The sequence below is a fragment of the Mesobacillus sp. QJM3NY_10 genome, from assembly GCF_056173465.1.
Genome location: NZ_CM149675.1, coordinates 3,740,220 through 3,760,965, shown reverse-complemented (window position 1 = coordinate 3,760,965; position 20,746 = coordinate 3,740,220). Strand labels below are relative to the sequence as shown.

Below are 20,746 nucleotides of genomic sequence, written 5' to 3'. Positions count from 1 at the left end.
GCAAAAACTTTGCGTTTAATGATAGTATTAGATGGTATGTTTTTAGGAAGTAAAATCATTGGAAAATAACAATAAATTTTTATCTGAAATGGAGAAGGTGAAGTACATAATGTGTGGCTTTATCGGTTGTGTACATGAAAATGCACAGGAATTCAGCAGCGATGACAAGCAGCTGTTTAAAAATATGAATGACATCATTACCCACCGTGGTCCCGATGATGATGGGTATTTCTATGATGAGCATATCCAGTTCGGCTTCCGCCGTCTGAGCATCATCGACCTTGAGGCTGGCCATCAGCCATTGACGTATGAAAATGAGCGCTACTGGATCATTTTCAACGGAGAAATCTACAACTATCTTGAGCTTCGTGAAGAGTTGATTGAAGAAGGGCTGACCTTCGAAACTCATTCGGACACTGAAGTCATCATTGCCCTATACAGCCACTATAAAGAGCAGGCTGTTGACAAGCTTCGCGGGATGTTCGGGTTTGTCATCTGGGATAAACAGGAGCAGATTCTTTACGGAGCGCGTGACCATTTCGGCATCAAGCCATTTTTCTACTTTGAAGATGAGAACCGTACATTCTTCGGGTCTGAAAAGAAGAGCATTTTGCTTGCGCTTGAGAATGATGTCCTCGATTACAAGGCATTACAGCACTATTTGACTTATCAATTTGTGCCAGAACCTAATACAATGTCCGAAGGCATTTACAAGCTTGAGCCAGGGCATTATTTTACAAAGAAAATCGGTTCGCCGATGGAAATCAAGCGTTACTGGAAAGCGAGCTTCTCGCCGATCCATAAATCTGAGGATGAATTCACGAAGGAGATCAGGGATGTCCTGTTCGAATCGGTGAAAATCCACATGCGCAGTGATGTACCAGTTGGTTCTTTCCTTTCTGGCGGAATTGATTCTTCGATCATCGCATCGATTGCGAAGCAGTATCATCCTTCAATCAAGACATTCTCTGTTGGGTTTGAACAAAATGGCTTCAGCGAGATTGATGTCGCGAAGGAAACGGCTGATAAACTCGGAGTTGAAAACATCAGCTATGTGATCAGTCCGCAGGAATATATGGATGAACTTCCGAAAATCATGTGGCATATGGATGACCCGCTTGCTGACCCGGCTGCTATACCTTTGTATTTCGTTGCCCGTGAAGCAAGGAAGCATGTAACGGTTGTGCTTTCCGGTGAAGGTGCGGATGAATTGTTCGGAGGCTATAACATTTACCGTGAGCCGCAGGACCTTGAAATGTTCAACAAGATTCCCCAGGTAGGGAAGTCGATGCTGAAGGGCATTTCGAAAATGATGCCAGAGGGCATGAAGGGCAAGAGCTTCATCGAACGCGGCGTGACGCCAATGGAAGAGCGTTACATTGGAAACGCGAAGATGTTCACTGAAAAAGAGAAGAGCGAGCTGCTCCACGTTTATAATGGACAGTACGATTACAGGGATATCACAAAGCCTCTTTATCGTGAGAGCAGAGGCTATGATCCGGTTGATACAATGCAATATATTGATATCCACACTTGGATGCGCGGGGACATTTTATTGAAGGCTGATAAAATGACGATGGCTCATTCTTTGGAGCTTCGCGTACCATTCCTTGATAAGATTGTTTTCGAAACAGCTTCAAAGATTCCTACAAGCTTGAAAACAGCTAACAACACAACCAAGTACATTTTGCGTAAAGCGGCTGAAGGCGTTGTACCTGATCACGTTCTTACACGCAAAAAGCTTGGCTTCCCGGTGCCAATCAGACACTGGCTGAAGAATGAAATGAATGACTGGGCAAAGAACATCATCAAGGAAAGCAACACAGAGCATCTTATCAATAAGTCTTACTTATTGAAGCTATTAGATGACCACTGCCAGAACAAGGCCGACAACAGCCGCAAAATCTGGACAGTGCTGATGTTCATGATGTGGCATGATGTTTATGTCGAAAAAAAATACTCCTTCCAGAAGGAGTATGAGGCTCAGAAAGTTTTACAATCTTAAAAATCAGGGAAGGTAGGTAACTGCTTGCCTTCCCATCTGCACCCAGGCTTCCACGAAGTCTTTCATGGGTGCTTTTTTATTTTTCTCACCTGTTAACGGGTCGTTGAAATAAACGGAATTTTCATCATAGCCGGTAACCAATACAGAATGCTCTTTTGTGGTAACTTTGACTTCTCCATTAGGGGTATACCATGTTTGGAAAAAGCTATCGTCCAATCTTTTATATTCAGTGTTCGTGATGATCCATACTGGCCGGTTATCTGATAAGTGGATTTTAAGTTCCTGGAATTCCGCGCCTGTAAGGTCCTTTATTTTCCCAGGAAGATATTGTTGTGCGAGTTCAGCAATCGGTTTGTGATAGACACCAAGACCTGGTTGAGTGTATGTGTACATATTCCCGACAAAGCCTTCGTTTGGATCGCCAAAATAGATTTTGCCATTATGAAGCCGATATTCAGCCGGGTTTTTCTTAACGATCCTGGCAAGTGTCAGCTTGTCCACTTGAACACCCCGGTACTGCAGGAGCATGGCGAGACTTGTGACTTCACATCCTCTTGGGAGCTCAGGCATCTGCCAGATGACCGGAGCATCCAGGAGAACCTGGTTTTTTATTGGGATGATTTCAGGTTTGTATTCTTCTATGATAGCAGCTACCTGTCGTGGCGCACTTGGTTCAGGCTCATCAAGCCATTCCTTGACCGACTGGACAGCCTTGGCGACATGTGAAGCCTGCAGGTTCTCGAGCAGGAAAGCACCGGCTACCGATGTAAAAACAAACAGGAACATCAAGATTGATTTCATCATGCTATTTTGATTTCGGATTAACAGAAAAAACAAGACTAGCAACGGTACAATAGCCGCAATTGATATATATAACATATCCACATCGATCACCTGCCCGTCCGCATATTTTAAAAATTGCAGGGTATAATATATAAATTAATATCGGACTGATGCGGGATTTGTTTAATCAATCATTGTTCATTGTTTTGTAGATTTTTATAATACTGGCCTTTCTCCGCATACTCCCTTGAGATTCGCTCCATGTCTTGGATGTCGTCTTCATTCAGCTCGCGGATGACCTTTGCTGGACGTCCGAATGCCAGTGTGTTCGGCGGAATTTTTTTGCCTTGAGGGACAAGGCTGCCGGCGCCAATGAAAGCACCTTCTCCGATTTCAGCCTGGTCGAGGATGATAGAGCCCATCCCAATCAAGGCTTTTTTTCGGATGATGCAGCTGTGGAGGACGACCTGGTGGCCAACAGTCACTTCATCTTCAAGAATCAAAGGGTTATTGGGGCTCTGATGGAGGACAGAGTTATCCTGTATATTCACTTTATTGCCGATAATGGTGGGAGCGACGTCGCCACGGATCGAGGTATTGAACCAGACGCTCGATTCCTCGCCGATTTCGACATCCCCGCTAATTGTTACATAATCTGCAATAAAAGCGGAATCTGCTATTTTAGGTGTCTTGCCTTTGTAAGGATAAATCATTTACTACACTCCTAAATAAAATAGTTTTTATCAGTGCTTTCATTTTTATTTTTCACTAATTATATATTATAGTTCTTTTAAAGAAAGAAAAAGTATTTGAGTGGGGGAATGGTCATGTGGAAATGGGAAGCTGACGGGGATGCTAAGGCTGTAATCGTGATGATTCATGGTGCACTCGAGCATCACAGGCGATACGGGTGGCTAATTGAAGCTTGGCGCTCATCCGGATTTCATGTCATAATGGGTGATTTGCCTGGACAGGGATTAACAACAAGAGCAAACCGTGGCCATATTGATTCATTTGATGAATACATTCTGGAAGTGAAAGAATGGGTTGAGGCAGCCTATGAATTTGACTTGCCAGTATTTTTGCTCGGCCATAGTATGGGTGGTCTAGTGGCAATTCGCATGCTGCAGGAGGAACGTGTCGAAATTGCCGGACTCATTTTGTCATCGCCATGTCTTGGTTTGGTCAATTATCCTTCGAAAATGCTGGATATGCTTTCACACGGCTTGAATGTCATTGTTCCGTCTTTCCGAATCGCTTCAGGTCTGTCAGTCGAGATGGCAACCAGGAATGAAGATGTGAGGGCGGTCGACGCGAATGACTCACTATACATTACGAAGGTTTCGGTTCGCTGGTACCGCGAGCTGGCAGCGGCAATGGAGCAAGCCTTTGAAAACATGGGGAAGGTCCAGGACGTTCCAACGCTCCTGCTGCAGGGCGGCGATGATCGGATTGTAGATAAACGTTCTGTCAAGGAATGGTTCAACAATGCTCCGCTCTCCGAAAAAAGATATAAAGAATGGCCGAAGTGCTATCATGAGGTGTTCAACGAACCTGAACGCGAAGAGGTTTTTGATTATGCGCATGATTTTGTCATCAGCCAGCTGAAGGCAATCGGTTATGTTTACTAGAAGGTGTTGTTTTACATGGAAAGGATGAAGGTGTATACATGTTAATCCCATCAATGCCAATCACTTTAATGTATCGTGTATACAAACAAGTTCTGCCTCAAGTACACAGGGAGCTGTCATACTGGAAAAGCAGAGCAGAGGAGATTCCGAACCCAGAGTTAAGGAAACAGGCCCTGGCCAGTATTGAGCATAAAACCTTCCATTGCGAAGGAGGCTCGATTTTGAGCCTGACTGCGAAAAAGAATTACAAAAAAGCGATCCGTTTCATAGTTGCTTACCAGACGATCAGCGATTACCTCGATAATCTTTGTGACCGCAGTACATCATTGGATCCAGCCGATTTCGCTGCGCTGCATGAATCAATGGCAGACGCTTTGAATTCGGACCGCCAATTGAAAAATTATTATCGGGAGCGGGAAGACCAGAATGACGGGGGATATCTCATTGAGCTGGTGACTGTCTGCCGGGAAATCCTGTCGGAGCTAGATCACTACCAGGATATCCAACAGCATTTGAGCGAGCTTTGTGATTATTATTGCGACTTGCAAATCCACAAGCATGTCGAGGTAAAAGACCGTGTCCCAAGGCTGCAAACATGGTTTGACGGCCACCGTGACAACATCCCCGAGATGGAGTGGTATGAATTCTCAGCGTGCACCGGCTCGACGCTCGGAATCTTTTGCCTCGTATCCTATGCGCTACGCGATGATTTTAAACCAGAATATGCCGATAGTATTCGCAACGGATATTTTCCTTACATACAAGGCCTCCACATCCTGCTCGATTATTTCATCGATCAGGAAGAAGACCGTGAAGGCGGCGATTTGAACTTCTGTTTTTATTATGAAAATGAAGAAGCTTTGTTTGAGCGTTTGCGCCACTTTGTACAGCATGCTGATCATCATACGGCCAAGCTTCCGCATCAAAGATTCCATAAACTGATCAACCGCGGCCTCTTAGGCGTTTACCTGTCCGATGAAAAAGTAAGACGCCAGGAGAAAATCAGAAAACTGGCCAGGGAAATGATCAAAACAGCCGGCCCCGTCAGCTACTTCTTTTATATCAATGGACGAGCTTATCGATCATTGCAAAGGTGGGTTCCTTCCGGAGTCGTGAGGGCGTTTATAAAATAGGGATGCAGCCAGGAATTTGATACCCTGGCTGTTTTTTTGCATGTTAAAATCCTTGCTTGAAATAATGATGGATGGAAAAGTGATTGTGATGTTCGCATAAAAGGAAGGTTTTCTGATTTATCGTCACATAAAAGGAGTTAATGTGCGGATAAAAGGAGGATTGCGTGAATTATCGTCACATTAAAGGCGTTAATGTGCGGATAAAAGGAGGATTGCGTGAATTATCGTCACATAAAAGGAGTTAATGTGCGGATAAAAGGAGGATTGCGTGAATTATCGTAACATTAAAGGCGTTAATGTGCGGATAAAAGGAGGATTGCGTGAATTATCGTAACATTAAAGGCGTTAATGTGCGGATAAAAGGAGGATTGCGTGAATTATCGTCACATAAAAGGAGTTAATGTGCGGATAAAAGGAGGATTACGTGATTTATCGTCACATAAAAAAGGCGACAATCTGGTTTTTGTTTTATAGTGAAATCCTACAATCATTCAGGCCAAGCTGCTTTGAACGAAAAAGCACATTACACTTCCAGCATAAAAAAAGCTCCCAATTCTGGGAACCTCTCTTATCTCTTCTCAATCGCAATAATAAATGGAGGATTGTTTTTCTGGTTAAGAAATTTATATTCCAATACATGTGCGATATTTTGATCCAGTGATTTTACATAACGCAATAGATACTCACGTTCAACCTTGCCTTCTGGGTGTCCGTGGTAGATCACAATTACGATGATGCCTTCTGGGGCCATGATTTCCAGCAGCTGGTCGATGGCCGAGATGGTTGTCTCGGGGACAGTAACGATGTCCTTATCACCACCGGGAAGATAACCTAGGTTGAAAACGGCGCCGGTTATTTTTCCGAAATGCAGCGGCGGGATGCATTCTGTGATGTTTTCATGTCCGGTATGGAACAGTGTGACCTGATCCTGCAAATCATGTTCGCGAAGCTTCGTTTTGCAGGACATGAGCGCTTCATCCTGAATATCGAAGCCGTAAATCCTGCCGGCAGGTCCGACCAGGTTGGCTAAAAATAAGGTGTCATGCCCGTTGCCGACTGTCGCATCGACAGCGATATCACCTGGCTTCACGGCTAATTCAAGAAGGTTCCTGGCAAATGGAAGAATCCGTTTAAGCTTCATTTTCAATCACCACTTTGTTCCCAGTATAAAATTTCCCCTGCCAGCTGTCGCGACGCTTCAATTCTTTATCAATCGCATTCAGTACTTCCCATTTATTGACGCTCCACATTGGCCCGACCATCAGCTCGATCGGTCCATCCCCGGTAATTCGGTGGATGACCATTTCAGGAGGCAGGATTTCCAGCTGGTCACAGACTAATTTTACATAGTCCTCAAAGCTAAGGAATTCAAGCAATCCTTTTTCATATTGTTTAACCATCGGGGTTCCCTTCAACAAATGAAGAAGATGGATTTTGATCCCCTGAACATCAAGCTTCGCGACTTCACGTGCTGTTTCCATCATCATTTCCGGAGTTTCCATCGGCAATCCGTTGATGATATGGGAGCAAACTCTGATGCCATGCTTACGAAGCTTGTCCACGCCTTCTTTGTATGTTTCATAATCATGGGCGCGATTGATTAAATTGGCGGTTTTTTCATGGACTGTCTGAAGTCCTAGTTCAACCCATAAATACGTTTGCTCGTTCAGCTCAGCCAAATATTCCACGACATCATCAGGAAGGCAGTCCGGTCTAGTTGCGATCGAAATCCCGACAACTCCTTCTTCGTTCAATACAGTTTCGTACTTCTCCCGCAGCACCTCGACTGGTGCGTGTGTATTGGTGAAAGCCTGGAAATAGGCCATGTATTTGCCATCTTTCCATTTAGAATGCATTTTTTCTTTTATCTTTGCGAACTGTGTGCCCAGATCTTCTACTCTGTCACCGGCGAAATCTCCTGAACCAGATGCACTGCAAAACGTACAGCCGCCATGGGCTACTGTGCCATCGCGGTTCGGGCAATCGAATCCGCCATCAAGTGCAACCTTGAAAACCTTATGGCCGAAATGGTTGCGCAAATGGTAATTCCAAGTATGGTACCGTTTATCGTCAGTAGCATAGTGAAAAGGGTTGGTCTGTTTCATGCCAGAAACCTCCTAAAGCCTGTCTGTCAAAAAAAATTAATAATAAAAATTGTACCATTTAGAAAACGTGAATCCAATTGCAAAAAGATTACAATATGTACCCAATATAATTGGCATCATTAAACATTGGCAAAATCGTGATAGGAAAATGTTTTGTGAACAAAATAAAGAAGAAGCAGACTTTGCTTCAGCATCAAATAAAGGAGGGGCTACAATTGGCTACACGTCAATCGGTTGACCAGTTACTTCAGCAATGTGAGGATGCAATCAATCTGGCCCAGGAGCAATACAAGGATGCGGCTACTCAGCAGCATTATAATGATGGGAATTTTACCAATGCACTGCAGTCGCTTGAGGACGCTTATAATGATCTTGCCAAGCTTTCCTTTAGCGCAAACTCCCAGCAGCGCGAACAACTGCACAGAATGAGGCTTCAATTGCAGCAAGTCCAAAACAATATGATTTTGCTTGATCATTAAACAGGAGGGGAAAATCTTGAAAAAGCGCTCAAAGCAGAACAATCCTGAACAAAAAACAAGGAATGGCATCAATAACCAGGATCTTGAGCTCGGAATAGACCATGATCCGGTAAAAGAAGCGAAGAAAAAATATGAACAAAGCGGCGGGCAGCCCGTAAAATCAAAATTCCATCCTGAACCAGAGCAATCTTCATAAATTTGTAACACCCTCACTTCCAAAAAGGAAGTGAGGTTTTTTTGATTTTCTCTCGAGAATTGTCCAGCTCCAGCGCCTAGCCCCTCGAGTCGCTTCGGTCCGCCCAATGAAGTCAAAGAACGACTTCACCGGTCGGCCCTCCAGCGCTTGTCGGGGCTGACCAAGGCGCTTTCGCTTTTCTAATAATACCCCCCGTTCACAAATCGGATAAAACTGACGAAAATTCCGTGATTTAAATCACAGATTGAGGGCTTTTAGAAATGGTTTAAATAAGGTAGACCAAAAAGGGTTCTTAAGGAAAATAAAGTTTCATTTTGGAAAAATCCCTAGCCAAAATAAATTGTCATTTTCAATGTAAGTTGTCTTGTGAAAACATTCACGAATTTGTCACATATAGAAAGGAGCCAATCAAATGAAAGTTATGAAGTTATTATCGGCCATCATTTTATTATTCATATTCCAGCTGCCTGATAAGGGTAATGCTGAGACAAAATCCAATGTCCTGAATATGGAGGAGCTGACAATCCAGGTGATGCCAGAATATTCGTATCACCCAAAAGATAAGAAGAAGAATGCCCCACTTTTGGTCGGCTATCATGGAGCATTGAAGAACAATGCAGAAGAAGCACAAAAAGGCCAGGTAGTCATCCCGCTGCCAATGGATGAGAAGAATTTCAGAATTGGTTTTGTTGCTGATTACTCTCGTGACCTGATTGAAATGAATGAAATTCAATATGAACTTGATAAGGAAAACGGAACGATTTCCTGGGAAACGAGCGAGGAAATACAGCCACAGGAGATCTACAAGTTTGTGATTGAATATTATACCGACAATATCAAGGAAAAAGACGGCACTAAAACACTGACTTACGATTTTAAAAACTTCGCTGATATTGGGTTGTTGAACTTGATTTTCGTTGAGCCGCTTAATTCGGAAAGCTTTAAGCTGGAGCCTGCTTCAGAGCAGCACCAGAAAAACTCTTACAACATGAACATGTTCCTGTATCAAAGCCAGGGAATGAAGCCTGGTGATGAAAAGAAGATCTCACTTGAATACAAACGAGCTGACGATAGGACTACAGCGGAAATCATGGAGGCTATGGCCGGGGATGCAAAGAAGGCCGGCACCGTAAAACAAAATGATGAAAAAATGCCTCTGTGGCTTGTCATCACAGTCGTTGGCAGTGTGACAATTTTTGCGGCATTACTATTAATTTTCATCATGAAGAAAAAGAAAGTAAAGCCGGTTAAAGATGATACTTCAAATGATTATGAAGCCAAAAAGTCAAAGCTCCGTGCCATGTTGGTGGAAGGAAGCATTACCGAAGCGGAATACAACGAATTAATCAAAAAGCTGGGAGGTAGGAATTGATGTCCAAAAATAAAAAAATTGTAATGGGGTTGGCCCTTGCATCAGTAGCGTTCGTGATTATGATGTTTTCGACAATGCCAAGCGCAGGGAGCAAGGAAATCACGATTGCCGACCTCAGCAAAAATGGTTCGAAATATGAAGGCGATTATATTATGACGCAAGGCCTGCTCAATAAGGAATCTGTTAAATGGGACGCTGACAAACTGGAACTCCGTTTTGAGCTTTACGAGGAAGGCCAGGGAACGCTGCAGGTATTCCATAAAGGCATTAAGCCGGATAACTTCTCAGAGGATGTCATCGTCCTCGTGGAAGGTTTTATCCAGGAAAACGGAGTGTTCGAAGCGGAAAAAGTCCAGACAAAATGCCCGACTAAATATGAAGGCGAAGACATGGAGAACTATGATACCGAAATGCATAAGGAAATGTACAAAAATGACAAGCAGGAATAAAACAGATGGGTGGTTATCTGTATGTATCTAATTGGAAATATCTCAATTTACCTTGGGATCGTGATTTCGCTTTACGGAATCATTGCCAATATCATCGGGATTAAGAAGAAAAGCAGCAAGTGGATTGAAAGCGCAAGAGGCGCAGTACTTTCGCTGGCTTTTGTGGCAAGCATCGCATCCTTCCTGTTGCTTTATCTTCTGGGAACAAGCCAGTTCCAATATAAATATGTGGCTTCGTATACGAATGAGAGCCTGCCGATTGCTTATAAATTGACAGCATTTTGGGCGGGCAACGCTGGATCCCTGCTGTTATGGGCAGTCCTTTTAGCACTATACACAGCAATGGTCGTTTTTTCAAAAGAAAAGAAAAACCCGATGATGCCGTATGTATCGAGCATCCTGATGGTGAACATCCTGTTCTTTTTCACAGTAATGGCACTTAATGCAAACCCATTTGAAATGACCAATAAAATTCCGGCAGATGGAAAAGGGCTTAATCCAATGCTGCAAAATCCGGGAATGATCCTGCACCCTGTAACGCTCTATATGGGCTATGTTGGATTGGCCGTTCCATTCGCTTTTGGGATTGCGGCACTGATCCTGAAAAGGATGGATTCAGAGTGGATCAGGCTGACGAGAAGATGGACCTTGCTTGCTTGGCTGTTCCTGACGCTCGGCAATGTGATTGGCGGCTGGTGGGCATACCTTGAGCTAGGCTGGGGCGGCTACTGGGCATGGGACCCGGTTGAGAATGCCTCATTCCTGCCATGGCTAACCGTGTCGGCATTCCTTCACTCAGTCATGATTCAGGAACGGAAAAACATGCTGAAAACATGGAACGTAAGCTTGATCATTCTTTCTTACATCCTGACACTGTTTGGAACCTTCCTTGTCAGAAGCGGAATCTTGACCAGTGTCCACGCGTTCGGCGACAGCAATCTGGGTACTTATTTCCTTGTTTTCATGGCCTTCATGATGCTGTTTTCTCTTTATATCGTGATGACAAGATACGGACTGTTAAAAAAAGACAGCAGCCCGATTGAAGCTTATTTTTCAAAAGAAAGCAGCTTCCTGCTGAACAACCTGATTCTTGTTGCTGCTGCTTTCGCTGTTTTCTGGGGAACAATGTACCCGCTGATATCAGAAACTTTTACAGGCACAAAGGTCAATGTTGGAGCGCCATATTTTAATAAAGTAATGGCTCCGATCCTGCTGGTGCTGATTGTACTGATGGGAATCTGCCCACTGATTGCATGGCAAAAAGCGGTGTTTGAAAAGTTCATGAAAAATACGCTTTGGCCGCTGGCAATGGGTGTGGCCACAGCAATCCTCCTGTTCGCTTTTGGCGTCAAGGGAATTTACGCGATTATCGGCTTATCGGCAACGAGCTTTATGTTCGGAACGCACTTGCTTGAATTCGCCAGAGGCATCAGCGCCAGACGAAAAGCTACAAAGGAAAATGTCCTGAAGGCTGCGTTCAAGCTGACGGTAAAAAACCAGCGCCGCTACGGTGGCTATATCGTCCATATCGGTATTGCAGTCATCGCGGTGGGTGTCATATCTTCGCACACTTACTCAACAGAAGTGCTGAAAACGGTAGATGCCGGCAACAGCATTAAGACCGGGGATTATAGCTTGAAATTCAACGAACTTACCGAACATACGAAAAACGGCAATGGAATAGTGGTGGCCGATATCGATGTTACGTATAAGGGCAAGGATATTGGCAAAATCAAGCCTGAAAAGATCTTCTATGAAACATGGCCTGAACCATCAACAGAGGTAGCAATCAAGACAAATTGGAGCCAGGATTTATACGTCGTGCTCAGTTCCTGGGAGAACAAAGACAAAGTGACGTTCATGGTAAAAGTAAATCCATTCGTAAGCTGGATCTGGATGGGCGGCATCATCATGGTGATCGGAACAGCATTCGCCCTTATAGGCGGCAGGCCGACAACATCCCGCTACCAGATCAATAAAGGCATTTCGAGAGTGGGAGGGTGAAGAAGGTGAACAAGAAAATTTTCATAACAACACTCCTTTTGCTCATCTTGATCCCTGGTATGACGACAGCTTTTACGTATAATTCAAAGGAATTCAAGCAAATCATCGGCCAGCTTGATATGCAGGGCCATGCTGACCATGAGTTATCCACCTGTTCAGTAAAAAAAATCTACTACGATGAAGTGGTTGAGATGCTGAACGGCGGCAAATCAGAACCGGAAATCATCCAATCCTATGTTAATGAATACGGGCAGGCAGCTTTAAGAACTCCTGGCGGCGGCACAAGTGGCTGGATTGCCTGGGGAATGCCAGCTGCGGGAGTGGGAATCGGCAGCGTGATTGTCGGTGTCTGGCTCAGGAAATTGACTGTCAAGAAGGCAGAAACAAAGCTTGAGATGAAGGCTGAATGGAATTCAGAAATGGAAAAAGAAATTGTGGCAAAAACATTTGACGAAGAGCGCCGGAAGCTTTTCTAGGAGCTGATCAAAATGGATTATCTATTTTTAATAATTGGTTCACTCGTAATCATTACTTGCTTTTACTTCATCATATCTCCTTTTTTCTCATCAGGCGAGATGCCAGCTGAGGGAATGGAGGCGGATGGCGAAAAGCTGACGCTTGAGCAAGTCTATAGCGCTGTGAATGAGATGGAGATGGACTTCTTAATGAAGAAAATCACTCGTGAGGATTTTGAGAAATTGAAAGAGGATTACCAATTGCTCGCGGCCGAAATGTTAAAAGAAGAAACGCAAGGACGCAAGGCAATACATCTTCCAGAGAGCAAAAAGAAGCTAAAGGATGCCGAAGCAGAGGCAGAAATTCTTAGAGAACTGCAAAAGCTTCGCCAGCAGAAGGGGTGATCAGAATGGCGCCAGCCTACCATCCTGAATGGCTTGTGAAATTCTGGCTCAGTACTCCGGGGTTGAACATGGTGAATCCACACTATTTGCTGATATTTTTAACTGCTGTCATTATTGTTGTCTGGTTTTTGCGAAAGCAGAGGAACCCTGCCGAGGACATCGTCAGTGAGGAAGACCAGTTATTTAGACACCTTCTCCATAGGAAAAAAGTGATTGAAGGGGAGCTGGCCGGCCTTGAAGCAAGGCTGTCAGCAGCGGAAATCACTGAAGATAACTTTGAAAAACTGAAACTTGATTACCAAAGCCATCTCGCCGAGGTAGACAAAGAACTGAAACAATACACTTAACGAAAGAGTTGGGGACCATGCTGGAACTGAAGAAAATGACCAAAATGCTGGGAGACAAACTCGTTTTAAGGAATATCACCCTTTCATTGCAAAAAGGGGAGATCTTAGCTGTGATTGGCCCGAACGGAGCAGGAAAGAGTACATTCTTTAAATGCACGGTTGGACTTCTCCAGCCAACGAGCGGGGAAATTTTCCTGGACGGTAACCTGGTTAAGAAAAATTCACCACAGGTAAAACAGCGGATTGGGTTTCTGGGTCATGAATCATTTCTTTATAATAATTTGTCCCCGCTTGAGAATCTCAAATTTTACGGGAAGCTTTACAAGGTAAAGGATCTCGACATGAAGGCCAATGAGCTTTTGAAAGAAGTGGGGCTCTATCTTTTTCGCGATATGCCCATTCGTTCTTTTTCAAGAGGGATGATGCAAAGACTGGCCATCGCGAGAGTGCTGCTCCCGGATCCTGATATCCTGATGCTCGATGAGCCGCACACAGGCCTCGATCAGGAGGCTGTGGCCCTGCTTAATGGCATCATTAAAAGCAAACGGAACAGCGGGACGTCAATCCTGATCATCTCGCATGATTTTGAGCAGGTTCATGCACTTGCTGACAGGGCGGCCGTGCTGAAGAAAGGGAAAATCGTCTCAACAAGGCACCTTGGAGAAGAAGTAAGCCTGGCAGAGATGAAAACCTGGTACGAAGCAGAGGTGAAGAGCTCATGATTTCGATCCTTAAAGATGCGTGGACTATCGCCAGTAAAGACCTGAGCAATGAGATCAAAACAAAGCAGACGATCGGCATGATGGTCATCTTCTCGAGTCTCGTCGTCCTGACCTTCAGCTTTGCTTTCGATCCGACAAACAATATGGTAAAGGCCGTCATTCCAGGGCTTGTCTGGCTGATTACCGTGTTTTCCGGAATTCTGGGGCTGAACCGTTCCTTTCTTTCTGAGCACGAAAACGATGCTCTGACAGGATTGCGTTCGGCACCAATCGACCCTTCCAGCATCTATCTTGGCAAGGTTTTGGCGAACTTCATCCTCGTAACGGCAGTACAGCTGGTCAGCATTCCAGTCTTGTTCCTGCTGTTCGACTACCGCTTTTTTGGAAAAGTAAGCTGGTTCATTCTTGTGGTCATCATCGGTACGCTTGGCTTCATCATCGTCGGGACATTCCTGGCTGCGCTATCGGCAAACGCCAAGAACAGTGAGATGCTTTTGCCGGTTCTGCTCCTGCCGCTGCTAAGTCCGTTGCTAATCGCCGGGGTCCAGGCAACAAGGATTATTCTTGAAAATGAAATGATTGCAGATGCTGCTTCATGGATCAGGCTGATGGGTGCTTACGATTTATTGTTCCTGGCTGCGTGCTTTTTCTTATTCGAATTTATTATGGAGGGATCTTGATGAAAAAGAATACTGGCATTATCGACCGGCTGTTGCTGTTTACGTTGATTCCGACAGTTTTTATCGCACTTTATCTGATTTTTATATGGTCGCCTGTTGAAAGGATAATGGGCGCTTCACAGAAAATTTTCTACTTTCATGTGGGCAGTGCCTGGGTAGCCTTTTTGGCCTTCGGAGTCGTTGGCTATTACAGCGTGAGGGTGCTGATCAAGCCTAGGCTGCAGCATCATATCAATGCGGGAATCTCAGCTGAAATTGGTGTACTTTTCACGACCATCACACTGATTACCGGGATGATCTGGGGGAAATCAAGCTGGAATACGTGGTGGACATGGGAGCCGCGTCTGGCGACAACACTGATACTATGGTTCATCTATGTAGCTTATCTTTTCGTCCGCAAGATGGATGGTTCAACGGAAAAAATCGCAAGACTATCAGCTGTTTTTGGCATCATTGGCGCCATCAATGTCCCGATCGTATTCATGGCCATCCGCTGGTGGAACACAAAGCTGCATCCAGTTGTGTTCGGTGAAGGCAAAAACCAGTCAGGCGGCGGTATCGAATCCGATATGCTCGTCGCACTGCTGTTCTCGATTTTTACGATTACCGTGCTTTACGCGTTCCTGATGCGCAAAGGGATAGAAATTGAAAAAATGAGGCACATCGTCAAAAAGGCAAAGTCAAAAGCAATTGAAAAGCTTGCAGGCTAATTACTAAGGAGGAATTTAAAATGACTTACTTATTCATGGCTTACTCAGTTATCTGGACGTTGATCGCGGGTTATGTAGTAGTGCTTGGCCGCCGGCAGAAGCAGCTGAAAAAAGAGCTTGAACTACTTGAAGAATGGAACTCAGATTTTTAAAAAGCGGGTGAATAGAATGGGCAAAAAGATTGTTCCGGTCATTGTCATCGCTGCCGTCATCGGAGTTCTCGGCTTTTTGGTCAGTGGACTGGAAGGAAAAGCATCAGCCCAGCCTGGTGACCAGTCCATCGATTTTGAGCTGCAGGATATCGAAGGCAACACTTATAAATTATCGGATTTTAAAGGCCAGCCAGTGGTCCTTAACTTTTTCGCAACCTGGTGCGCACCGTGCATTGACGAAGCTCCTGAACTGGAAGCGTTCGGCAAGGAGTATAAGGATGCAAAGCTGCTGATCCTCGCTAAAGGCGAAACGAAAAAACGGATGGAAAAATACATCTCGGAAAGCGGCTCTGAGCTTACGTATCTTTTAGATACAAAAGAAGACATTTCAAAAGATTACAACGTCATCGGCCAGCCTGAAACCATCATCATCGATGGGAACGGCGTCATTGTTGAACGTTTTTCCGGCCCGACAACGAAAGACGATTTAATCAAAATGATCCAGGAAAAAGTTTCACCATAACCTTGGTTAAAGCACATCAGTGTTTTAATAAAGCTGTTTTCGCAGAAAGCTGCTCATCGACTAATGTAAAAACAGGAGTAAGTTTTCAAGGTAAAATCATGCGAAAACAGCTTTTAGTAGATTGTGAGAATCCGCTTTAAGGGAGGTGAAAATGATGCTGAAAAAGCTACTGGGAATAGACAAAAAGATGCTGTTATTCATTGGCGTATTTGCTGGAATCATTGTTTCTGTCGTCACTGTCAAAACGCTTGCTTATACGGATTCACCTGAATTTTGCTCGAGCTGCCATATCATGACAGAGGTCCATGACTCGTTCACTGATTCCAACCACGCCGGTCTGTCCTGCGGCGACTGCCATTTGCCGCATGATACCATGGTGAATAAATATACCTATAAGGCAAAGGCCGGAATGACGCATGTGTATTTCAATACACTGGGCGAGGCAAAAATCCCGAAGGTGCTGCACGCAACAGAAGGTTCCGAAGAAGTCATAAATGAGAACTGCATCAGTTGCCATGAGAATACGCTGGACAACGTTTCACATGATGCGAAAGACAGCTGTTCAAGCTGCCACCAGGCAGTGCCGCACGGCAAAGGCTTTAAAACAGAAGACTATTTTAAACCGCCGAAACCAGGCGAGCTTTTAGAAAATAAAGGAGGTACGATGAACAATGGCTAGAAATTTCCGCTGGGCATTCTTGCTCCTTGCGGCTGTCATGCTCATCATAACAGGCTGCTCCGGTTCGGAAGAAGAAGCAACTTCCGCAAGCGAGCTGAAAACGGGGCTGAGCAAAGACGAAATCAGCAATGAGGCCTTCAAGGACCTTTTCCCACTGCAATATGACAGCTACAAGCAAAATGAAAAAATGGAGGATACGAAGTACAGCGGTTCCGTCAAACGAAGCAAATTCGACCACGATAAGGAACCGTATCTGCCAGTCCTTTTTAACGGCTATGGCTTTGCGACTGAGTACAATGAGGATCGCGGCCATATCTATGCAAATGAGGATGTACGGGCGATTGCGCGTATCACTGACAAATCAATCGGATCATGCTTAACCTGTAAGTCGACTGCTGTTCCTCACATGATTGAGGAAATGGGAGACGATTACTGGGGAGGCAATTTTAACGAAGATATCTGGCCAAAAGCAGAAGCGATGGGTCATTCACCAATCGGCTGCTCAGACTGCCACGATCCACAGACAATGGACTTGAGGGTTACCCGCCCAAGCTTTATCAAGGGAATGGAATCACAGGGAATCGACATGTCCAACCCAACGAAGAATGATATGAGGAACTATGTTTGCGGCCAGTGCCACGTAGAGTACTATTTTGCTGCAGATAACGGAGAAGTAACTTATCCTTGGGCAAACGGCTTCGAGCCTGAAGATATGTACGAGTATTATGAGACAACCGCAAAGGAACAAGGCTTTGAAAAAGACTGGGTCCACAACGTTTCAGGAACACCTATGCTAAAAGCACAGCATCCTGACTTTGAGACACATATCGAAGGCCCGCATGGTGAAGCAGGAGTTACATGTTCAGACTGTCACATGCCATATGACAGGGTGGATGGCAAAAAGAAAATCAGCTCACACTGGTGGACGTCACCGCTTAAGACAATGGACCAGTCATGCGCAACCTGCCATACCAACAGGGATATGGATGAACTGAAAGAGCGTGTAATCGGTATCCAGGATAAACATATGGAAGCACTTCATAAGGCCGAGGATATTTCAATTACCTCACACTATTATGTGAATAAGATGATTACTTCTGGAGTTAGCGAAGAGAAAATCAAGCAAGCTCAGGAGCATATCAGAAAAGGACAATGGTTCTGGGATATTGTTGCAGCTGAAAGTGCGGCAGGATTCCATAATCCGCAGGGAGCAATGGATTCATTGAGGGTATCGATTGAAGAGTCGAATGAGGCAATCAATCTTGCCATCGAGGAATTGACCAAGAAAGGCGTAAACCTGGAAGAAGTCAAAGAAGAGATTGAAAAAGTGAAGAAGGCTGTTTACGACGAAAAAGATAACTTCAAGAAGAAAGAAAAAGCAGTCAATAGTTACTTCCCAGCACAACAGCCAGCTCCGAAAAAATAGAGAATAGTAAATTTAGAGAAAAGATAAATACGAAAACACTGTGCAAATGGTAGTTTGTACGGTGTTTTCTTTAGTTTTGCAGAAAATGGGTTGAGTGTCAATAATCCTACACTTCAATCCTGGAAAACGAGCATGATGTCTGCGTGAAAATCACTTCAACCCCGGAAAAGAGCATGATTCCCACGTAAAATCACTTCAACCTATGTAAAAATGCATAATTCTCGAACAAAGTACACTTTAACATAGAAAATGAGCTTGGTATTAGGTGCAATTATCATTCCATTTCGGGCAAAAGCTTCTTATTCCGCGAAAAGCCATCATATTCCCGCGAAAAAGGTGCTTGATTCCGCGAAATATGCTCACAATCCCGCGAAAATACATAATAATTCCGCGAACTGGAAATTATCGAGTATTTTTTCCAATTCAACTTCAAAAAAATAGAAAATTTCAACTTCATATCCCCGTATAAATTCCTATTGCAACCAATTGTGAAAACCACTAAAATTACTTTGGTATTCGAAATTAATTTAGTGAAAGAAGGCGTTATACGATGCCGCGAGCCTTGTGGCTTTTAATTATCGGGATGGCAGTCAATGTTACTGGATCTTCGTTTTTATGGCCTCTGAACACCATCTATATACATGAGCACCTCGGCAAATCGTTGTCTGTTGCCGGAATTGTACTGATGTTAAACTCTGCTGCCAGCGTCATTGGCAATCTTTTCGGCGGCAGTCTTTTTGATAAAATTGGCGGTTATAAGTCTATTATTCTAGGAATCAGCATTACCATCATAGCGCTGCTTGGCTTGACCTTATGGCCTGGCTGGCCCCAGTATATTTTCTTTTTAACACTGGTTGGTTTTGGTTCTGGAATCGTCTTTCCGGCAATGTACGCAATGGCAGGCTCGGTCTGGAAGGAAGGCGGCCGTAAAGCGTTCAACGCCATCTATGTGGCCCAGAACCTTGGAGTTGCGGTTGGAGCTGCGCTTGGCGGACTTGTCGCATCTTATTCATTCCAGCTGATTTTCATGGCGAACGCCGCCATGTACCTGATCTTTATGATGATCGCTATTTTTGGCTATCGCAGCATTGACACCCGAACAGCAAAGCAGACGAACGTCCTACAGGAAAACGGAGCGATCAAAAGCCATACCAAGCTGTATGCGCTTCTTATCCTTGCTGTTGGCTACTTGCTTTGCTGGGTTGGTTACGTACAGTGGCAAACAACGATCGCAGCTTATACTCAGGAATTGAACATCTCTCTGAACCAATATAGTATCCTCTGGACAATCAACGGCGCATTGATCGTTCTTGGCCAGCCAGTTGTAAACAGGCTGATCAAGCCGTTCCAGAATAAACTGAAATTGCAAATCATCATCGGAATGGTCATCTTCATGGTTTCCTATGCAGTTGCTGCAGGAGCTCAAGCATTCGCGGGCTTCGTGGTTGCTATGGTAATCCTGACGATTGGTGAAATGCTGATCTGGCCGGCCGTTCCGACAATCGCAAATGACCTGGCGCCAAAAGGCCGTGAAGGCTTTTACCAGGGAATCGTCAACAGTACCGCAACTGGCGGAAGGATGATTGGCCCTCTGATGGGTGGAATCCTTGTCGACCTGTACGGCATGCCAATGCTATTCGCGATTCTGATTGCCCTTATGTTTGTGGGGATTTTTACTACTGTCATTTACGATCGGAAACTAAAGGAATCACATAACGTTGCTGCACAAGCATAAAGAATCAGTAAAGAGCTGGGCCCGGATGCCCGGCTCTTTTAAAAATTTGGGGATGTGCGGCACCAGAGTTTGTCTGGACTGAAGAAGGCGCCTGCTCCTATCTAATCAGTCACAATTTATGCATTTTTTCTCGATAAAAAATGCATATTTTACATCTAATATAGGACTGTGAGATTATGATATAATCATACTTTGAAAGACAAGGGGGTGAATGGGTTGAAATTTAAAATCCTCGGAATTGCGTTTTTGGCTGCGGGTTTATTAACTGCCTGTAATGGCGGGGAACAATCTGCTGAACCTGAAAAACAACAAGAAAACATCAAGGAATTGGTGAGTGATTACAGCACGGGCAAAATTAAGGGCCACAATGCTTCCATCACCTCACAAGAGCTGACAGTTGCTGACAGTGAAGGGGACAAGCAAGTCTATGATATCTCGGAAGAAGACTTCTTCGTCTCAATCGCACCTTACGAAAATCAAACCCATCCTTGAACGAATCATAGCTTGACAGGTTGTCAAGGTGAACTAGTTGAAAAAGAGTTTGATGTATATATTGAGGATGAGGATGGAAACGTGATCGTTGATGAGAAAATGACATCCTATCAGAATGGTTTTATCGATTTGTGGCTCCCTCGTGATAAAAAATTCAAAACCAAGATTGGATATAACGGTAAAACTGTTGAATCAGAAATATCCACTTTTGAGAATGACGCCACTTGCATTACAACAATGCAGCTAATGTAGACTAAAGCACC

Annotated in this window: 24 protein-coding genes; 20 read left to right on the top strand and 4 right to left on the bottom strand. The window is 44.4% G+C overall.

Annotated elements, in window-relative coordinates; all coding sequences use genetic code 11:
• Window positions 1-109: 109 nt before the first annotated feature.
• Entirely contained in the window at window positions 110-2,005 is a 1,896-nt protein-coding gene (asnB, locus tag AC0VX7_RS18910) for an asparagine synthase (glutamine-hydrolyzing) (protein WP_475428201.1), read from the top strand.
• Between the two features lie 3 nt (window positions 2,006-2,008).
• Here the strand turns inward: asnB and AC0VX7_RS18905 are convergent, their stop codons facing one another.
• Window positions 2,009-2,884 (bottom strand): C39 family peptidase, encoded by an 876-nt coding sequence (locus AC0VX7_RS18905; RefSeq protein ID WP_475428200.1) that lies wholly within the window; start codon window positions 2,882-2,884, stop codon window positions 2,009-2,011.
• 95 nt (window positions 2,885-2,979) lie between these two features.
• Window positions 2,980-3,501, bottom strand: a complete 522-nt coding sequence (locus AC0VX7_RS18900) for a gamma carbonic anhydrase (protein WP_475425425.1) — start codon at window positions 3,499-3,501, stop codon at window positions 2,980-2,982.
• A 114-nt stretch (window positions 3,502-3,615) separates the two neighbouring features.
• Here AC0VX7_RS18900 and AC0VX7_RS18895 point away from each other — a divergent pair, with 114 nt between their 5' ends.
• Both AC0VX7_RS18895 and AC0VX7_RS18890 read left to right on the top strand, forming a co-directional pair.
• Window positions 3,616-4,419 (top strand): lysophospholipase, encoded by an 804-nt coding sequence (locus tag AC0VX7_RS18895; RefSeq protein WP_475425424.1) that lies wholly within the window; start codon window positions 3,616-3,618, stop codon window positions 4,417-4,419.
• A gap of 38 nt (window positions 4,420-4,457) precedes the next feature.
• Window positions 4,458-5,552, top strand: coding sequence for a tetraprenyl-beta-curcumene synthase family protein (locus AC0VX7_RS18890; protein ID WP_475425423.1), 1,095 nt, complete (start codon window positions 4,458-4,460; stop codon window positions 5,550-5,552).
• Window positions 5,553-6,120: 568 nt separating this feature from the next.
• Here the strand turns inward: AC0VX7_RS18890 and mnmM are convergent.
• Both mnmM and mnmL read right to left on the bottom strand, forming a co-directional pair.
• Complete coding sequence (gene mnmM / locus AC0VX7_RS18885) at window positions 6,121-6,693, bottom strand: tRNA 5-(aminomethyl)-2-thiouridylate-methyltransferase MnmM (RefSeq protein WP_475425422.1); 573 nt, start codon at window positions 6,691-6,693, stop codon at window positions 6,121-6,123.
• Window positions 6,683-7,657: a tRNA modification radical SAM protein MnmL/YtqA gene (mnmL, locus tag AC0VX7_RS18880; protein WP_475425421.1), complete on the bottom strand. Its 975-nt coding sequence runs from the start codon at window positions 7,655-7,657 to the stop codon at window positions 6,683-6,685. Before mnmL ends, mnmM begins: the two co-directional genes overlap by 11 nt.
• A 215-nt stretch (window positions 7,658-7,872) precedes the next feature.
• Here mnmL and AC0VX7_RS18875 point away from each other — a divergent pair, with 215 nt between their 5' ends.
• The 17 genes from AC0VX7_RS18875 to AC0VX7_RS18795 all read left to right on the top strand — a co-directional run bounded on the left by AC0VX7_RS18875 (window position 7,873) and on the right by AC0VX7_RS18795 (window position 20,735).
• A complete protein-coding gene (locus AC0VX7_RS18875) occupies window positions 7,873-8,136 on the top strand; it encodes a YtzC family protein (protein ID WP_475425420.1) in 264 nt (87 codons plus the stop codon).
• A gap of 16 nt (window positions 8,137-8,152) precedes the next feature.
• A complete protein-coding gene (locus tag AC0VX7_RS18870) occupies window positions 8,153-8,332 on the top strand; it encodes a glycogen biosynthesis protein GlgD (RefSeq protein WP_475425419.1) in 180 nt (59 codons plus the stop codon).
• Between the two features lie 412 nt (window positions 8,333-8,744).
• Window positions 8,745-9,704 carry a hypothetical protein gene (locus tag AC0VX7_RS18865; protein ID WP_475425418.1) on the top strand — a complete coding sequence of 320 codons (960 nt, stop codon included), beginning with the start codon at window positions 8,745-8,747 and terminating at the stop codon, window positions 9,702-9,704.
• A complete protein-coding gene (locus AC0VX7_RS18860) occupies window positions 9,704-10,153 on the top strand; it encodes a cytochrome c maturation protein CcmE (protein ID WP_475425417.1) in 450 nt (149 codons plus the stop codon). The genes AC0VX7_RS18865 and AC0VX7_RS18860 overlap by 1 nt, the downstream gene beginning before the upstream one ends.
• A 21-nt stretch (window positions 10,154-10,174) precedes the next feature.
• A complete protein-coding gene (locus AC0VX7_RS18855) occupies window positions 10,175-12,157 on the top strand; it encodes a heme lyase CcmF/NrfE family subunit (protein ID WP_475425416.1) in 1,983 nt (660 codons plus the stop codon).
• A gap of 5 nt (window positions 12,158-12,162) precedes the next feature.
• Entirely contained in the window at window positions 12,163-12,633 is a 471-nt protein-coding gene (locus tag AC0VX7_RS18850) for a cytochrome c-type biogenesis protein CcmH (RefSeq protein ID WP_475425415.1), read from the top strand.
• Window positions 12,634-12,645: 12 nt separating this feature from the next.
• The gene (locus tag AC0VX7_RS18845) at window positions 12,646-13,017 is read left to right on the top strand and encodes a hypothetical protein (RefSeq protein ID WP_475425414.1); all 372 of its coding nucleotides are present in this window, start codon (window positions 12,646-12,648) and stop codon (window positions 13,015-13,017) included.
• Window positions 13,018-13,022: 5 nt separating this feature from the next.
• Window positions 13,023-13,364 carry a hypothetical protein gene (locus AC0VX7_RS18840; RefSeq protein ID WP_475425413.1) on the top strand — a complete coding sequence of 114 codons (342 nt, stop codon included), beginning with the start codon at window positions 13,023-13,025 and terminating at the stop codon, window positions 13,362-13,364.
• A 17-nt stretch (window positions 13,365-13,381) separates the two neighbouring features.
• Window positions 13,382-14,086 carry a heme ABC exporter ATP-binding protein CcmA gene (gene ccmA / locus AC0VX7_RS18835; protein ID WP_475425412.1) on the top strand — a complete coding sequence of 235 codons (705 nt, stop codon included), beginning with the start codon at window positions 13,382-13,384 and terminating at the stop codon, window positions 14,084-14,086.
• A complete protein-coding gene (locus AC0VX7_RS18830; protein WP_475425411.1) occupies window positions 14,083-14,766 on the top strand; it encodes a heme exporter protein CcmB in 684 nt (227 codons plus the stop codon). The genes ccmA and AC0VX7_RS18830 overlap by 4 nt, the downstream gene beginning before the upstream one ends.
• Window positions 14,766-15,476, top strand: a complete 711-nt coding sequence (locus tag AC0VX7_RS18825; protein WP_475425410.1) for a cytochrome c biogenesis protein — start codon at window positions 14,766-14,768, stop codon at window positions 15,474-15,476. Before AC0VX7_RS18830 ends, AC0VX7_RS18825 begins: the two co-directional genes overlap by 1 nt.
• 20 nt (window positions 15,477-15,496) lie before the next feature.
• Window positions 15,497-15,628 (top strand): CcmD family protein, encoded by a 132-nt coding sequence (locus tag AC0VX7_RS18820; RefSeq protein ID WP_023626909.1) that lies wholly within the window; start codon window positions 15,497-15,499, stop codon window positions 15,626-15,628.
• A 16-nt stretch (window positions 15,629-15,644) separates the two neighbouring features.
• On the top strand, window positions 15,645-16,151 hold the full coding sequence (locus AC0VX7_RS18815) for a TlpA family protein disulfide reductase (RefSeq protein WP_475425409.1): 507 nt from the start codon (window positions 15,645-15,647) through the stop codon (window positions 16,149-16,151).
• Window positions 16,152-16,302: 151 nt separating this feature from the next.
• Window positions 16,303-16,830, top strand: a complete 528-nt coding sequence (locus AC0VX7_RS18810; RefSeq protein ID WP_475425408.1) for a cytochrome c3 family protein — start codon at window positions 16,303-16,305, stop codon at window positions 16,828-16,830.
• The gene (locus AC0VX7_RS18805) at window positions 16,823-18,256 is read left to right on the top strand and encodes an ammonia-forming cytochrome c nitrite reductase subunit c552 (protein WP_475425407.1); all 1,434 of its coding nucleotides are present in this window, start codon (window positions 16,823-16,825) and stop codon (window positions 18,254-18,256) included. Before AC0VX7_RS18810 ends, AC0VX7_RS18805 begins: the two co-directional genes overlap by 8 nt.
• A gap of 550 nt (window positions 18,257-18,806) precedes the next feature.
• The gene (locus tag AC0VX7_RS18800; RefSeq protein WP_475425406.1) at window positions 18,807-19,991 is read left to right on the top strand and encodes an MDR family MFS transporter; all 1,185 of its coding nucleotides are present in this window, start codon (window positions 18,807-18,809) and stop codon (window positions 19,989-19,991) included.
• A gap of 216 nt (window positions 19,992-20,207) precedes the next feature.
• The gene (locus tag AC0VX7_RS18795; protein ID WP_475425405.1) at window positions 20,208-20,735 is read left to right on the top strand and encodes a CueP family metal-binding protein; all 528 of its coding nucleotides are present in this window, start codon (window positions 20,208-20,210) and stop codon (window positions 20,733-20,735) included.
• Window positions 20,736-20,746 lie beyond the last annotated feature (11 nt).